The following is a 14,514-nucleotide window of genomic DNA, read 5'->3' as shown; positions in this document are numbered from 1 at the left end:
GAATTACTAGTACTAGAGTTGATATAAAAAGTGGAGAATTAAGGTTTTGAAGACGTGAATATTCAGCTAAATAACAAAGGTGCTAGTTAGCGCAACAAACAGCAGAGTCAGTGCAACAAAGGTCGGAGTTACTGCAACAAACAACTAACTTAGAGCAACAATCACCCTCACTAACTGTCTTCCTACTCTTAATGAACGTCTTCAGCATTAAAGTCAAAAACACGTCACTTTATGGTTTGATATAATCATGGTAAAGTGAAGTATGAAGAGGGGGAGCGTCATGCAAGAGAGTTGTTTTAAATGTAGGCATTTCTATGTGACTTGGGATCAAAGAAGTCCTAGAGGTTGTCGAGCATACCAATTCAAAAGTAAGGAGCTACCTTCTGTAATTGTAAAAAGGTCCTCGGGTCTTGAGTGTTTGAAATTTGAGCTGAAGCAGGGAGGGAACATCTAATGATTTCTCATGAATTAATTGTTACTGAAATTGACAAATATTTATTGCAGGCAAAGCATGCTCAAAATGAGCAGGAAATTCGTGAAGCGCTTTCTGCGGTTCGAGCGTTATGCGATGTAGTGCTAGCTAAATCTTCAGAAACTATAGCAAGACCATCAAGACCACTTGACATGCAAACTAGCCAAGTAATTCAATCACAGAATATACAACCATCACAACAGATGATGCAGACCCAGATACCGGCTTCCATTACTACAAACAAGCTTCATGAAGAGGATGCAAATGGTGACTCGATTTTTGATTTTTAGAAAAGGAAGTGTCAAAAGAAAATGAGATTTTTTATTATTTCAGGAGCTGTGAACGCATTCATCGCAGTGGCACTAGGTGCTTTTGGAGCACATGCACTTGAGGGGAAATTATCCGATCATTATGCAGCCGTATGGGATACAGCTGTACAGTATCAAATGTTCCATGCATTAGGATTAATCGCAATCGGCATATTAATGAGTTCGTCATTAATAGGACCAGTTACACAACTTTCACGTGCAGGTTATTTAATGCTTGCAGGGATCGTATTTTTTGCAGGTAGCTTATATGTTCTGTGCTTAACAGGTGTTGGCGTTTTAGGGGCTATTACACCAATTGGTGGAGTTCTATTCTTAGCTGCTTGGGTAATGGTTATTCTAGCAACTCTTAAACATGTTTAATTTTGAAAGAAATCCTACTTGCTAATTTATCAGGTAGGATTTTTTAGTAAAGGTCGGTACTTTATTAAAAATACGTATTATTTTTTTAATAAAATATAGAAGATGAGGTGATGAAATGGTAGTAAGCCAAAGAGATATAAAAAGCTATATTTGGATGGCGTTACTTTTACTTGTTCTTGCAACGAACTTTGCATTATATCGGACGCCATTGTCAGAAATTTTTTTATCAGAGGAAACAAAAAGTGTTATTCTAGGGAGTCTTTTTGATTTTGCAATTGTCACACCGTTATTAATCATCGCAATCGATCGAAAAAATAAATTTACTATTAAACGTTTCATAATGTTAATGGCAGGCGGATTAATTTTCGCAAAGCTATTAATACCACCCCATCATCTTGCGCCATTTGTCGGGTTCTCTTATGTAGGTTTTGCAATAGAAGGCTCTATAATTTTACTTGAGCTCAGTTTGATTGGATTACTATTTTTCCTCATGCCTGCTGTCATTCGAGAAGTACGAACCTATGATGAAAGTTTATTGTTTGCCTTTCCAAAAGCTGTTCAAAAAAAGGTATCTAAGCAACGAATTGTACAAATGATTATCTCAGATTTACTTATGTTTTATTATGCCTTTGCTTCATGGAAAAAGCCTATTCCAGTAACATCTAACACCTTCACTTTACACAAAAAATCTAGTCTACTTGCCTTTCAAATTATGCTAATACATGCGATAGTAATCGAAACATTAGGCATCCATTGGTGGCTTCATGAAAAATCAATGATTCTTTCCATTATCCTACTCATATTGAACGTATATAGCGTTATTTTCTTTCTTGGAGATATACAAGCAGTACGTTTGAATCCAGTACGTCTAAAAGAGCAGAAATTATATTTGTCATTAGGTCTTGTAAAACAAATGGAACTTTCATTAGACGATATTAAGTCAATCACAACTGATCAAGAAGAACTCGAGAAAAAGCTTAATGCTAAAAAAACGATTGAATTTGTTGCAAGAGACTTTGAAGAAGTGCACCCACATATGATTTTAGAATTAAAAAAACCATGTACGGCATCTTTGTTAATCGGTTTTAAAAAGCAATATACACGAGTCGCTATTCGTCTTGATGACCCAATAGCATTCAAACAAGCATTGCAACAGCGTTTAATTAATGAATAAAAAGCCAAAAACCCTTCCGACTTATATGGAAGGGTTTTGCTATTTACTGAGATTGATTAAAATAAGCTAATTCCTCATCGAATTCTGCATAATCAAAGTAGATCATTGGGAAGAGATATCGGTGATTCGTTCTGAGATCACGTAAAATGACATGATCGCGCCCAGCCGCCTCCACGACACCGCGTACGTTAATCGTATTTTTGCCAGCTTCTACTGCATGCTCAAACGAAAAGTGAAAATTCCCCGGCTTCCCACGATTTAGTCGTAAAATGTTTTCAATATAAGATTCCTCACGCTGTGGAAAACCTGGTGGTCTACCACTCGGAATTGTCACTGGGGGAGGAGTCATTTGTTGTTGATAGCTAGGTGTCCAATAATACTGGACCATTCATTCATCCTTTCTAACAGTTAAATTTGCGGACAATCACTTTCACTTGGTGCGAAGAAGCAATGCGACTTAAAACGCCCAGTATTCCATTGACCATACCATTGAGCAGGACAGCCACCCTCAGGCATGAAAAACCATAGCGAGCGCGTTGCTGGGTGGAATCTTTCGCCGTTAATTACTCTACGCGCTAAACGTTTATCTTGTTCGCGTGCCCGTTGATAAAAATACCCTTTCTGCGTTGCTTCAAATCCACCTGGACTTTGAAAAACCATTTGTTCAATTGTTCGAATATCAGTAAAGTCGAGACAGCTAGCAAGTACCCTATTTACACCGACATTGCCAACCATTAGCATTCCAAGTTCACCGTCACCTTCTGCCTCGGCTCGCATCAACCTTGCTAGTAACTCTAGTTGTTTTTCTGTCGATTGTATAACAGGCATCGCAAAACCTCCTCATTAAAATATATGCAATATTAAGAAATTAAGACCGCCTATTCGTGTATAATGAAAAAAATATCTATTTAGGAGATGTATTTCATGAAGGAAAGTGCACTTGCGATTCAGACAAAATTACAATCGTTAGGTTTCGATAATGAAGTAGTAGAGTTACCTGATAGCGCACGTACAGCACAAGAAGCGGCAGATGCCATTGGATGTAAGGTTGCGCAAATTGCTAAATCGATCATTTTTCGTATGAAAAATACTAATACTCCACTTTTAGTTGTAGCAAGTGGTATTAATCGTATAAATGAGAAGCATATTGCCAAAGTTGTAGAAGACAAGCTTGGTAAAGCTGATGCAGAATTTGTTCGTGAACATACAGGATTTGTAATAGGGGGAGTATCTCCCATCGGACATGTATCAGAAATTCTAACTTTGATTGATGAGGACCTTTTTCAATATGATACAATTTGGGCAGCAGCGGGTCATCCAAAGGCTGTGTTCCAGCTAACTGCAGATGAACTCTTACAGCTCACCGGCGGCAAAATTGTCGCAGTTAAATAATAAGAGGGCAAAACTCACGAAACCTCACAGAAAGAAGTGTCATACATGCATTTTGTTTTCGATTTGGATGGGACGATTTGTTTTAAAGGCCAACCAGTCACAGAACCTATTCTTCAAAGCTTAGAGCAACTTACAGCAAGTGGACATGAAGTCGTTTTTGCATCCGCACGCCCGATACGCGATTTATTGCCTGTACTGCATAAAAGATTTCATGGGTATAAAATGATAGGTGGGAATGGCTCACTTATATGTCAGAATGGAAATATTAAACAAGTAGCTCGATTTAGCCCAACAATATTAGTTAAGTTAAAGGCATTATTAGAAAAATATCAAGCTACGTATTTAATTGATGGCGACTGGGATTATGCTTATACAGGACCTGCAGATCACCCGATATTAAATAATCTTAATCCTCATAATTTAGCAGAAAAGAAACCGCTTGAAAAACTAAGTTCGATTATTAAAATACTTATTCTGACCTCGTGTAATATGGAAGCCCTTCATGAAGATTTGAAACAACTAGATGTTATCATTCATTTACATAGAGATGAGGGGATATTGGATATTAGTCCAACAGGTATTCATAAATGGAGTGCCTTGAAGCAACTGAATATTTCTTCTGGTAGTTATATTGCATTTGGGAATGATACTAATGATATCTCTATGTTCGAACATGCCCATCATGCTGTTATGATAGGCCATCATGAGATACTCGCTCCATATTCTGATGAAGCTATTACAAATGATGTTAATGTTGAACAGCAAATTATTGAGAAATTAGCAGAATTTAATGTTCGATATGCATAAAACGTTTTCTGAAAAAATAATGTCTATTAAGTAAAGAGACACACAAAACAGCAAACTCTTTCGATTCAATTTAAAGAGCTTGCTGTTTTATTTGTTCTACTGTGGAAGACTGTTGGCCATTCGACATTTTGGTCCAATGACTAGAATAAGAATGCAATTCACATGACAAGCATACTCCAGTCATTCCTGCCAAATTATGTTAATGTAACAATCCATATTATCTATAGCTCAGCATATCGTATCCACCAAATTTTAGGTTTTAATAAAGTGTACATTTAAAGGTTTCAAGTGAAAAGACACATATGAACGTAAAAAAAGAAAGCTCAATAAAATAAAGAGCTTTCATTTAAAGATAAAAAATTAAACTGTTAGGAATTTCACTAATTTTTCGTTGTCCAAAATATTACCAACGAAGAATGCGCCGAACTCTGCATAACGAGCACTTACTTCATCAAAACGCATCTCATAAATTAGTTTTTTGAATTGCAATACGTCTTCAGCAAATAGAGTAACGCCCCATTCATGATCGTCAAAACCGACAGAACCTGAGATGATTTGTTTAACTTTACCTGCATAGCTACGGCCGATTAAACCGTGACTGCGCATTAATTCTTTACGCTCGTCCATTGGTAGCATATACCAGTTAGCGCCTTTTTGACGTCGTTTATCCATTGGATAGAAACAAATATGATTCCAACGAGGTAATTCAGGATATAAACGAGAGCGTACATGTGGATTTTGGTACGGATCTTCGTCAGAGTCTTTTCCAGCAAGGTAGTTTGAAAGCTCAACTACTGAAACATAAGAGAAAGAAGGAATTGTGAAATCAGCAATTGCTAACTTGTTGAATTCGGTTTCAATCTCTTGTAATTCTTCCATTGTTTCGCGTAATGTCATAAGTACGAAATCTGCTTTTTGACCTACGATTGAGTAGAAAGCATGGCTCCCTGTTTTCGCAATGTCAGCTTCGTTAATTTTTTCTAGATATTTAATGAATTCTTCAACCGCTGCTTGACGCTCTTCTTCAGAAACTAGTTTCCAAGAAGCCCAGTCAATTGAGCGGAAATCATGTAATACGTACCAACCATCTAATGTTTGTGCTGCTTCAATCATTGTGTATGGACACTCCTTTTAGTGAGAATCATTCTGCATTAGTTTAGCATAAATAAAGAAAATAAGTCTCTCTATTGTTTGAAAGTCACGAATTTGACATGAGAAAATTGACCGATTCGTGTATGCTAGTGAAGAAAACATTATAGTCCAGGAGAATAAAAATGTTAACATACTTACAGCAAAAAACATGGCGTTTTTGGGATCAATCCGTGAGTGGTATTGGACACTCACCATTAGAATCATTTGCCGCTGATGATACATTGTGCCATTTAGTTGGCCAAGACATCTCACCAGCAACAGTCCGCACCTGGGTGCATGATCGTTCAGTTGTACTTGGCATTCAGGACCATCGTTTGCCACATATTGCAGAAGGTATGAATTTTTTGGAGGTAAAAGGTTTCACACCAATTGTTCGTAACTCAGGTGGGCTTGCAGTTGTGTTAGATTCAGGTGTTTTGAATATTTCCATCGTTCTGTCTGAACAGCATTCAAAAATCGATATTAATACAGGTTATGAAGTGATGTTAGAACTCATCAAAGCATTATTTCCAAAAGCTGCAGAACATATTGAAGCGTATGAAATCATCGGTTCATACTGCCCAGGTTCTTATGATTTAAGTATAGGTGGAAAGAAGTTCGCAGGCATCTCACAACGTAGATTGCGTCAAGGTATCGCCGTCCAAATCTATCTATGCATAGAAGGCAGTGGAGCAGAGCGTGCCAGTTTAATAAGAGATTTTTATAAAATAGGTCTGCAGGATGAGCAGACAAAATTTGAATATCCACAAGTACGTCCAGAAGTTATGGCTTCCTTATCCGAACTTTTAAATGAAAAATTGACAGTTCAACAAACCGTTATAGATTTACAAAAATTATTAATGGAACTTAGTGATGAACTAAAAATAGGTTCATTACAGCAAGAAGAAATGGAACTTTATAGTTTCTATTTGAATCGCGTGTTTGAACGTAATAAAAAGATGTTAAGTGAATAACAGAGAAAAAATTAACCCGACTCGCAAGCGGGCCGGGTTTTAGTATTGGATTAAAAAAGATGAGTATAGGAAGTAGAAGAGTAGCGATAGAATCTCTTAGTGAAATACTACCCTCTCATTAACCCTATTAATTTGTAGGCGGTTCTTTAACAACTAAATTCCCGTTGCGTTCCATAGTGAAGACGGGAGCGATATGCTCTTCCTCTTCATCTAGTGTTATCATTCGACGAGCGCGATTCATAATTTGAGCAAATTGCTCATAATCTTTGCGCATGTGGCGATTCTCCTTCTCTAGTTTGTTAAGTTCAGCTTCTAAGCGAGATACCTTATCATTAGCCACATTAGCCAAATGACGCCATCTTGTAGTCTCAGAATCATTGCCACTACCCATATGTTGTAAGCGCATTAAATAAGCTATGACAACATCAAGTGATAGCGATGATAGTGGAATAGAACGTTGTTGCTCAGTGACACCATTACTCTCACTATTTCCACTAGTAGGTAGGACGTAGATTCCTGTATTTCGGCGACGCACGGTTTGTCCGAATACACGCATCCGCTCCTTGCGCTCCTTTTTAGCTCCTGCTAATTCATTTTCATAGATTTTGCGAACGACCGCATTCCAACGGAATCCACATGCTGCTGCAGTACGATTTAGGGCATCTCCCGCTTCTTCAAAGGCATTTAATTGTGTACTTCCTTCTTTAACATGTCGAATAACTGCTTCTGCTAATAATTCATCGTTTTCTTTTAACCAAGCATCTTGTCTCACTTTTACCATTTTATAACCTCCTATAATGTTGATAGTCTCAGCGTGGTCACTTTCTCTATTTTTTATTCACAAACTTGCAAAATATTATGCTAGATGTTGTGATAAAGGCTTTTGTAACGAAAAGAAAAGAGAATGCTATGAGACAATGACCTATTATAAGCTTGAAGGAACGGCTATAAATACGATACAATGACTGTTAGACTTCAGATTCAAATATAGAAAGGGTTGTAGACAGATGGCAAACGAATTCCGAGTTTGCGATGAATGTCAGGCCGTTAATTTAAAAACATTAATCCCGAAATTAAAAGAAATCGATGCTGATGCTTCAGTCGATATCGCATGTCAGTCATATTGTGGTCCTGGACGAAAGAAAACATTCGCATTCGTAAATAATCGTCCTTGTGCTGCATTAACGGAAGAGGAATTAATGGAAAAAGTACGCGCCAAATTAAAATCACAAAATCGTCTATAAAAGACGATTAGTATGTTGATATGACAATCATTATAGTAATTAGAGCAACAAACTGTAGGCTGATTAAAGAAGAAGTTAGTTCATAAACTTACTAAGTTCCTAGCTTGAAGTCAGACTTTAGCCGCCTTTCCGAAAGGTGGTTTTTTCATTTATACTTGTAATTAAAGTTGTAGTAGAATGGTGAATTCAATAATGATTTGAGTGTACTTTACTACAAGTATTTTATGTATAAGCAAGTATACTTTGTTTTTATAACCCAAGTAGCTGCTAATTAATAAGTTTGATGGTCATCAATAGAGTTCCTGTAATTATTTCAATTAGTTTTTAATAATTCGTTATACATTTTCAACAAATCAATACAAACAGCGGAAGTGGGGTGCCTTATGAGTTACGCAACAGCAAAGTTAGAAGAAGAAAAAGTATTTAAGGACCCAGTCCATCGCTATGTACATGTGCGAGATCAGGTGATTTGGGATTTAATTGGAACAAGAGAATTTCAGAGATTACGCCGTATTAAGCAACTCGGTACGACTTATTTAGTGTTCCATGGTGCAGAGCATAGTCGATTTAATCATTCGCTTGGTGTTTATGAAATTGTCCGCCGGATGGTCGATGATGTGTTCAAGGGTAGACCAGAATGGGATGAAAGTGAACGGCTTGTCGTACTTTGTGCTGCATTATTGCACGACTTGGGACATGGACCTTTTTCACATGCTTTTGAACATGTTTTTGACTTGGACCATGAGGAATTCACACGCCATATTATTATGGGAGATACTGAAGTCAATCAAGTACTCAGTCGCGTTGCGGCTGATTTCCCATTAAAAGTATCGAATGTTATTGCAAAAACGTATGAAAATAAACAAGTTGTCAGTATGATTTCAAGTCAAATCGATGCTGATCGTATGGATTACTTACAACGAGATGCTTATTATACTGGGGTCAGTTATGGTCACTTTGATATGGAACGTATATTGCGCGTGATGCGTCCACGAGAGGATCAAGTGGTCATCAAATCAAGTGGTATGCATGCAGTAGAAGATTATATTATGAGTCGTTATCAAATGTATTGGCAGGTTTATTTTCATCCTGTATCACGGAGTGCGGAAGTAATTTTGACAAAAATTCTACATCGTGCGAAAGCATTAAGTGAAACAGGTTATTCATTCTTACATGAACCTACGCATTTTCAAGCATTTTTCGATAGAAATATTGAACTTGAAGATTATCTAGCATTGGATGAAAGTATTTTGTTGACATATTTCCAACTATGGATGCGTGAGGCGGATCCTATTTTAAGCGATTTAAGCAGACGTTTTGTGAACCGAAAATTGTTTAATTATGTGGAGATTGACCCTGCCAAAGATTATCAAAAGCTGCGTGAACTTGAGAATCTATTCCGAAAAGCTGGTATTGACCCGCAGTACTACTTAGTTTTAGATTCATCTTCAGATTTACCATATGATTTTTATCGTCCGGGTGAAGAAGAGGAAAGGTTACCGATTCATCTATTAATGCCGAATGACGAAATCCGTGAATTATCTAGATCATCTGATATTGTAGATGCCATATCCGGAAAACGCCGAACGGATCATAAATTATACTTTCCAGAAGATATTTTACTAGAGAACGGTAAGAAAAAAATACTCAGAAAACAAATATTAGAAATATTAAAAGGTTAATAACCTCCCGGAAGGAGATTTAAAAGTGCTAGAAGAACACGCAAAAGTCGTACAATTTGTGTCATTAGCAGGTCAAGTCACTGGTCGTAAAAAATTACAAAAGATGGTCTATATAGCAAAGAAAATGCGGTTTCCATTCCAAGAAAAATACCAATTTCATATATATGGCCCTTACTCAGAAGAGCTAACTTTACGAATTGAAGAGCTTTGTAATATGGGTTTTTTAACAGAAGAAAAAGAGGATAAGGGATCATATGTACAATACCGATATGCGGTTACTGCTGAAGGGACAAGTTTTTCTACCATGCTAGGTAAGCAACATGACAAGTTACCAGAAGTGATCAATATGATGAATGATAGAAGTGCACGTTTTCTAGAGCTTGTTTCAACGTTACTATATTTTGATGAACTCACAAAAGAAGAGCAAATTGAAAAGGTACATGTGGTAAAAGGGAAGTTGAACTTTACAGAAGAAGAGCTGACAGATGCCTTTGAATTTATAGCACAACTTTCAACAGTATCGATTCAGTAAGAAAATCCCCAATAGTGGGGATTTTTTATATAAAAAAGCCATCCCTAGAAAGAGACGGCTCTATTTGAAAAAAGTATATTATTAAAGGTCGCTCTTACGTACGCCACCAATAGCGAAGTGTGATTTTTGCATTTCTTCGATGATAATTGAAATGTTTTCTTTTGGTGCATCTACAGATTCGGAAATTGCAGCTGTTACCTTTTCAACCAAATCACGTTTTTGATCGTCTGTGCGACCTTCAATCATTTTTATTGTTACTATAGGCATAAAGAGTCCTCCTCATATAAAATATAGTGTATATTCGTTATAATAACAGAACGGAGGGATTTTGCGAATGACTAATGAAGAAAAACCAAAACAAAAATTAGGCTTTACGATTATTAAAAACGATCCAACAGACGGACATAAAGGATTTGGCGTAGGTTCTTTAACGCTTGAGAATGTATCACCAGTCATCATCGATATTGAAGAAAAAAAAGCCACTGTAGAAGTAGGGGCTATGCATGCACGTAGTGATGTTGAAAGAGGTATTAAATTTACAACGAATCGAGAAGATTCAGCAGGCGGTAAGCCATATTGGTTAGTATGGGTGACTATCGATCACAAAGAAGGCGGAGCTTACTTCGCTGGTATAACGGCTTGTGAAATGGTTGTCAATAGGGAAAAACGTCGTGGTTATAAAATTTTAGCAGACCATGTCAATAAAATGGATAAATCGATGAAGCGTCATATCATTATAGAGCATATGGATGCAGAGTCAAAACGAGTGCTAGGTGAGTTTTTACACGGCTTTAACGAGAAAATGTGGTCTTTAAGTTCAGAACAATTACGTAAAGAATTGGCCTTCTAAAATTTTGAAAATAATTGAACAAAATGTGACATTTGTAAAGCGGTTTCAATACATGGTTGAAACTGTCATTGAAAGGCAGTACACTTTAACTACAACTTACGAAAGTAAGCTAGGACATCTGGTAACCGATTTCAAATGAGTGACAAGTGGCATTTTGACAAACCCAAGCCGAATGCCCCATGTAACTCATATTTTCGAGAACCAAAAAGCTTCATCTTCCTAAGGATAACGGACTCCTTAGAAGATGAAGCTTTTTTATTTATTCAAATAATGAAAAAGGAAACAGACTCCAAGATGTTTCGTCCTTTTTCGTTAAATCACTAACAATGCTTGGATCAGTACATAGCTTTTTTGGAACATCCTTCTTTTTCATATAGACAAGTCGTTGTTTATCACAACTTGATGTTGCGATACCGCCTGTTTTAACATCGACAATTACGCCTTCAATATTATCGGGTGCCATAAATGGCTCACTAGGAAGTCCTTCATGTACTTTTTCCATAAAATCAATCCAAATTTGTTTTGTAGCACGTGAATCTTCTGCACTTGTCATTTGTTTTCCTTTATCATAACCGTTCCAAACACCAGCAGTTAAAGAAGGGGTAAAACCAACCATCATTTGATCGGTTAAAGTTGTACCGGATTTTGCTGCATAAGGTCTGGTTTGTTTGTTGCGAATTGAAATCCCGGTTGCCGGTGCGTAATCATTAAAGACTGGATCGAACATACCAGTCATCAACTGTGTGATTAAAAATGCGTCATCTGAATTAATTACTTGTTTCTTTTTTTGTTTCTTTTCTGCTTTATAAATAACTTTCCCGTTTGCATCTGTAATCGAAATAATAGTCGTTGGTTTCTTTTGAACACCTTTTGCCGCTAATGTATTATATGCGGAAGTTAAATTCATTAAGCTTACTTCAGAAGTACCAAGAGCTACTGCTGGTGAATTTTGTAATTTACTTTGAATATTAAATCGCTCCAGTACACTGCTGAATGCCTTATAGCCGATTGTTTCAAACGTCTTGACTGCGTAGATATTATCCGATATAGCAATTGCCTGTGCCAATGACATTGGATGATCCGCGAATTCGCCGTTTACATTTTTGGGTTCGTACTTAGAGCGTCCATCATCATAAGTGAAAATGGTAGGGCTAGTATCCATAAACGTTAAAGGAGTATAACCTTTTTCTAGTGCAGCACTATACAAAAATGGCTTAATAGCAGATCCAGGTTGCCTTTTTGCTTGTGTTACCCTATTGAATGTACTTGTTAAATAATGTCGTCCTCCAACTAGAGCAGTAACATAACCTGTAGAAGGATCCATACTAACGAAGCCAACTTCTAGTTCATTATTTGGTAACGATTTTTCAACAGCTTCCTCAGCAGCTTTTTGATGGGAAGTATTCAATGTTGTTTTGATTACCCAACCACCTTCTTCAAAGCGACGACCTTTCTCAGTCAGTATATCTTTTGCTTCCTGCCAAGCTGTATCTAAAAAGTATGGTGCTAGTGATTTCGAATTTTCCCATTCCTCATATTTAAAATCAAGAGTCTCCTTCTTAGCTCGTTCTGATTGTTCTTCAGAAATAACATTTTGGTTAGACATCAAACTTAATATTAATTGTTGACGACCTATTGATTTTTCCTTATTTACTGCAGGGGAATAAATGCCTGGTCCTTTTGGAATTCCAACTAGTAAAGCAGCTTCAGAAAGTGTTAAATCTTTTGCTGATTTCCCAAAATAAAATCTACTTGCAGCTTCTATACCGTACATACCATGTCCAAAGTAAACAGTATTTAAATAGCCTTCCAAAATCTTATCCTTATCATAAAAGACTTCTAAACGGTATGCATAGAGTGCCTCATTTGCTTTCCTTAACCATGATTTCTCATGCGTTAAATACAAATTACGAGCATACTGCTGCGTAATTGTACTCGCTCCTTCAACTTTGCGCATTGCCTTAACATCTTTCAATAATGCACCTGCAATACGGGTGTAATCAAAACCGTTATGCGAATAGAAATCTTTGTCCTCCGTTGCAATAAGTGCTTGTGCAACAAAAGGTGAAATTTCATCTAGGTTTACCCAGTAGCGACGTTCCATAGAAAATTTATCGCCAGCTCGATGTCCATCCGTATCTAAAAAAACGGTTGCCTTCGGAACAGCGAGAGAAGGCGCACCCGCAATTTGTGCGTATATTCTGAGTGACAGCAATACTGTTAAAACAGCTGAAATACCTACGACACTCCACATAAGAGTACGTTTCCATCGCTTATTCACCCTTCTTTTTCGCCAATAGTCTGCTCGATTCATAAGAACAGCTCCGTTCCACCAATTTAGCGATAGTATGTGATGATTATATGTAAAATAAACGGACGAAAAAAATTAAAAAGGATGAATTTGGTAATTATTTGACAGCAACAAAAAACGCTAAGATAATGGTGAATTCTCTTAGCGTTTTTTAAAAATATTTCTAATTATTTAATTGATTAAAGTGAACGAGTTGATTTGAACCTCTTTCTATAGCTTGCATGATGGCTTTATCTGCCGAAAATGCGAGATCCTTTGACGTATTACCATTGTCAGGATATGAACAAATACCGATGGAAACCGTAATAGGAATTACATGACCAGAGGACACAACGAGTGGCGTTTTGGCAATTTGTGATTGAATTAAATTTGCATAATGTATTCCATAAGCAGGCGGAGCATCTTTGCAAACAATATAAAATTCTTCACCACTAATTCTAGCAGCTTCTGCATCAATCGTTTTCACATAGTTTTTTAACTGTGTACCAATTTGTTGTAAGATTTCATCACCAACAGGATGACCATACGTTTTATTAACTTTTTTAAAAGAGTCAATATCAATTAATATCAATGAAAAGGGGACATTATTAGAGAGTAAATCATCTATTATTTGCTGGAAGCGTCGGTTATTCGGCAGTCCAGTTAAATAATCTGTTTCTGCCATTTTTTCAGTTTCTCGCATACGATTAAATTGATTTCGAATTGATTTTAATACAAGTAAAGTTATGTAAAATGACAAAATATAAAAAAGTGCAGTTTGAATAACATTTTGTAAGCCATGTGTCCAAGTATCTGAAAGAATATAGAAAACAATGCAAACTTGGAAAACGATATAAGTGAAATAGAAATAGATATTGCGGAATGTAATTGGTTTTTTTATTGAAATAAATGTGATAACGCCACCAATTACTAAAATATTTAATCCTGCAAAAATAGATGTTTCTGACAATCCAAACACATAAATTCGAAAAATCCCAATGATGAGAGAGGACAGAGCGATAGCAATTGGACCTCCGAGCAATCCACTGAGTAAGATACTAATAAAACGACCATCACTAATAATATCATTTTGGTAATGTACAGCCGTGCCCATCAAAAGTAAACCGGTAAGTCCAGCTACAAGACCGACAATCCAAGGTTGCAGCTCAATAAAACTATCTTGATAAGGTTCTAAAGACTCGTATAACCAATATGAAAATATAACAAAAGTAAATAATATCGAAAAATTAATGACTAATTCGAGCAACATATAGATT

17 protein-coding genes are annotated in these 14,514 nt (G+C 36.6%); 10 read left to right on the top strand and 7 right to left on the bottom strand.

Annotated features, from left to right (window positions below; genetic code table 11):
* Nucleotides 1-453: 453 nt before the first annotated feature.
* From MHH98_RS19450 to MHH98_RS19440, 3 genes are all read left to right on the top strand, one after another.
* Nucleotides 454-762 (top strand): YwdI family protein, encoded by a 309-nt coding sequence (locus tag MHH98_RS19450; protein ID WP_340709349.1) that lies wholly within the window; start codon nucleotides 454-456, stop codon nucleotides 760-762.
* A gap of 21 nt (nucleotides 763-783) precedes the next feature.
* Nucleotides 784-1,161: a DUF423 domain-containing protein gene (locus MHH98_RS19445; protein WP_038180164.1), complete on the top strand. Its 378-nt coding sequence runs from the start codon at nucleotides 784-786 to the stop codon at nucleotides 1,159-1,161.
* Between the two features lie 115 nt (nucleotides 1,162-1,276).
* Nucleotides 1,277-2,335 (top strand): beta-carotene 15,15'-monooxygenase, encoded by a 1,059-nt coding sequence (locus MHH98_RS19440; protein ID WP_340709348.1) that lies wholly within the window; start codon nucleotides 1,277-1,279, stop codon nucleotides 2,333-2,335.
* Between the two features lie 43 nt (nucleotides 2,336-2,378).
* On the opposite strand, the gene gerQ is transcribed toward MHH98_RS19440, so the two are convergent.
* Nucleotides 2,379-2,723, bottom strand: a complete 345-nt coding sequence (gene gerQ, locus MHH98_RS19435; RefSeq protein ID WP_038180162.1) for a spore coat protein GerQ — start codon at nucleotides 2,721-2,723, stop codon at nucleotides 2,379-2,381.
* Nucleotides 2,724-2,743: 20 nt separating this feature from the next.
* Complete coding sequence (locus tag MHH98_RS19430) at nucleotides 2,744-3,163, bottom strand: cell wall hydrolase (protein WP_038180160.1); 420 nt, start codon at nucleotides 3,161-3,163, stop codon at nucleotides 2,744-2,746.
* Between the two features lie 96 nt (nucleotides 3,164-3,259).
* On the opposite strand from MHH98_RS19430, the gene MHH98_RS19425 reads away from it, so the two are divergent.
* Both MHH98_RS19425 and MHH98_RS19420 read left to right on the top strand, forming a co-directional pair.
* Entirely contained in the window at nucleotides 3,260-3,727 is a 468-nt protein-coding gene (locus tag MHH98_RS19425) for a YbaK/EbsC family protein (protein ID WP_235175680.1), read from the top strand.
* A 45-nt stretch (nucleotides 3,728-3,772) separates the two neighbouring features.
* Nucleotides 3,773-4,534 (top strand): HAD-IIB family hydrolase, encoded by a 762-nt coding sequence (locus MHH98_RS19420; protein WP_038180154.1) that lies wholly within the window; start codon nucleotides 3,773-3,775, stop codon nucleotides 4,532-4,534.
* Between the two features lie 360 nt (nucleotides 4,535-4,894).
* Here MHH98_RS19420 and hemQ read toward each other — a convergent pair whose 3' ends face one another.
* The gene (gene hemQ, locus MHH98_RS19415) at nucleotides 4,895-5,647 is read right to left on the bottom strand and encodes a hydrogen peroxide-dependent heme synthase (RefSeq protein ID WP_038180145.1); all 753 of its coding nucleotides are present in this window, start codon (nucleotides 5,645-5,647) and stop codon (nucleotides 4,895-4,897) included.
* Nucleotides 5,648-5,808: 161 nt separating this feature from the next.
* Here hemQ and MHH98_RS19410 point away from each other — a divergent pair, with 161 nt between their 5' ends.
* Nucleotides 5,809-6,639 (top strand): lipoate--protein ligase family protein, encoded by an 831-nt coding sequence (locus tag MHH98_RS19410; protein WP_076034281.1) that lies wholly within the window; start codon nucleotides 5,809-5,811, stop codon nucleotides 6,637-6,639.
* Nucleotides 6,640-6,766: 127 nt separating this feature from the next.
* On the opposite strand, the gene MHH98_RS19405 is transcribed toward MHH98_RS19410, so the two are convergent.
* Nucleotides 6,767-7,420, bottom strand: a complete 654-nt coding sequence (locus MHH98_RS19405) for an RsfA family transcriptional regulator (RefSeq protein ID WP_038180141.1) — start codon at nucleotides 7,418-7,420, stop codon at nucleotides 6,767-6,769.
* Between the two features lie 226 nt (nucleotides 7,421-7,646).
* On the opposite strand from MHH98_RS19405, the gene MHH98_RS19400 reads away from it, so the two are divergent.
* From MHH98_RS19400 to MHH98_RS19390, 3 genes are all read left to right on the top strand, one after another.
* On the top strand, nucleotides 7,647-7,883 hold the full coding sequence (locus tag MHH98_RS19400; protein WP_038180139.1) for a DUF1450 domain-containing protein: 237 nt from the start codon (nucleotides 7,647-7,649) through the stop codon (nucleotides 7,881-7,883).
* Nucleotides 7,884-8,266: 383 nt separating this feature from the next.
* On the top strand, nucleotides 8,267-9,565 hold the full coding sequence (locus MHH98_RS19395) for an HD domain-containing protein (RefSeq protein WP_076065804.1): 1,299 nt from the start codon (nucleotides 8,267-8,269) through the stop codon (nucleotides 9,563-9,565).
* Nucleotides 9,566-9,590: 25 nt separating this feature from the next.
* Entirely contained in the window at nucleotides 9,591-10,097 is a 507-nt protein-coding gene (locus MHH98_RS19390) for a YwgA family protein (RefSeq protein WP_038180136.1), read from the top strand.
* Nucleotides 10,098-10,178: 81 nt separating this feature from the next.
* Here the strand turns inward: MHH98_RS19390 and MHH98_RS19385 are convergent, their stop codons facing one another.
* Nucleotides 10,179-10,364, bottom strand: coding sequence for a 2-hydroxymuconate tautomerase (locus MHH98_RS19385; protein WP_038180134.1), 186 nt, complete (start codon nucleotides 10,362-10,364; stop codon nucleotides 10,179-10,181).
* A 67-nt stretch (nucleotides 10,365-10,431) separates the two neighbouring features.
* Between MHH98_RS19385 and MHH98_RS19380 the strand changes: the two genes are divergently transcribed.
* A complete protein-coding gene (locus MHH98_RS19380; protein WP_076034282.1) occupies nucleotides 10,432-10,947 on the top strand; it encodes a YwhD family protein in 516 nt (171 codons plus the stop codon).
* Nucleotides 10,948-11,206: 259 nt separating this feature from the next.
* On the opposite strand, the gene MHH98_RS19375 is transcribed toward MHH98_RS19380, so the two are convergent.
* On the bottom strand, nucleotides 11,207-13,261 hold the full coding sequence (locus MHH98_RS19375; RefSeq protein WP_038180130.1) for a transglycosylase domain-containing protein: 2,055 nt from the start codon (nucleotides 13,259-13,261) through the stop codon (nucleotides 11,207-11,209).
* 160 nt (nucleotides 13,262-13,421) lie between these two features.
* Nucleotides 13,422-14,507, bottom strand: coding sequence for a GGDEF domain-containing protein (locus tag MHH98_RS19370; protein WP_038180126.1), 1,086 nt, complete (start codon nucleotides 14,505-14,507; stop codon nucleotides 13,422-13,424).
* Nucleotides 14,508-14,514: the final 7 nt, after the last annotated feature.

This window comes from Viridibacillus sp. FSL H8-0110, from assembly GCF_038003565.1.
Classification (GTDB): domain Bacteria; phylum Bacillota; class Bacilli; order Bacillales_A; family Planococcaceae; genus Viridibacillus; species Viridibacillus arenosi.
The sequence above is the reverse complement of the archived record's forward strand: the minus strand, read 5'-3'. Positions and strand labels throughout refer to the sequence as shown.

What these genes read in the sequence shown, in the direction of transcription:
- MHH98_RS19430 (WP_038180160.1), bottom strand. Translation starts at nt 3,163, where the DNA reads ATGCCTGTTATACAATCGACAGAAAAACAACTAGAGTTACTAGCAAGG.
- MHH98_RS19410 (WP_076034281.1), top strand. Translation starts at nt 5,809, where the DNA reads ATGTTAACATACTTACAGCAAAAAACATGGCGTTTTTGGGATCAATCC.
- MHH98_RS19440 (WP_340709348.1), top strand. Translation starts at nt 1,277, where the DNA reads ATGGTAGTAAGCCAAAGAGATATAAAAAGCTATATTTGGATGGCGTTA.
- MHH98_RS19420 (WP_038180154.1), top strand. Translation starts at nt 3,773, where the DNA reads ATGCATTTTGTTTTCGATTTGGATGGGACGATTTGTTTTAAAGGCCAA.
- MHH98_RS19445 (WP_038180164.1), top strand. Translation starts at nt 784, where the DNA reads ATGAGATTTTTTATTATTTCAGGAGCTGTGAACGCATTCATCGCAGTG.
- MHH98_RS19450 (WP_340709349.1), top strand. Translation starts at nt 454, where the DNA reads ATGATTTCTCATGAATTAATTGTTACTGAAATTGACAAATATTTATTG.
- MHH98_RS19370 (WP_038180126.1), bottom strand. Translation starts at nt 14,507, where the DNA reads ATGTTGCTCGAATTAGTCATTAATTTTTCGATATTATTTACTTTTGTT.
- MHH98_RS19375 (WP_038180130.1), bottom strand. Translation starts at nt 13,261, where the DNA reads ATGAATCGAGCAGACTATTGGCGAAAAAGAAGGGTGAATAAGCGATGG.
- MHH98_RS19380 (WP_076034282.1), top strand. Translation starts at nt 10,432, where the DNA reads ATGACTAATGAAGAAAAACCAAAACAAAAATTAGGCTTTACGATTATT.
- MHH98_RS19425 (WP_235175680.1), top strand. Translation starts at nt 3,260, where the DNA reads ATGAAGGAAAGTGCACTTGCGATTCAGACAAAATTACAATCGTTAGGT.
- MHH98_RS19395 (WP_076065804.1), top strand. Translation starts at nt 8,267, where the DNA reads ATGAGTTACGCAACAGCAAAGTTAGAAGAAGAAAAAGTATTTAAGGAC.
- gerQ (WP_038180162.1), bottom strand. Translation starts at nt 2,723, where the DNA reads ATGGTCCAGTATTATTGGACACCTAGCTATCAACAACAAATGACTCCT.
- MHH98_RS19385 (WP_038180134.1), bottom strand. Translation starts at nt 10,364, where the DNA reads ATGCCTATAGTAACAATAAAAATGATTGAAGGTCGCACAGACGATCAA.
- MHH98_RS19400 (WP_038180139.1), top strand. Translation starts at nt 7,647, where the DNA reads ATGGCAAACGAATTCCGAGTTTGCGATGAATGTCAGGCCGTTAATTTA.
- MHH98_RS19405 (WP_038180141.1), bottom strand. Translation starts at nt 7,420, where the DNA reads ATGGTAAAAGTGAGACAAGATGCTTGGTTAAAAGAAAACGATGAATTA.
- hemQ (WP_038180145.1), bottom strand. Translation starts at nt 5,647, where the DNA reads ATGATTGAAGCAGCACAAACATTAGATGGTTGGTACGTATTACATGAT.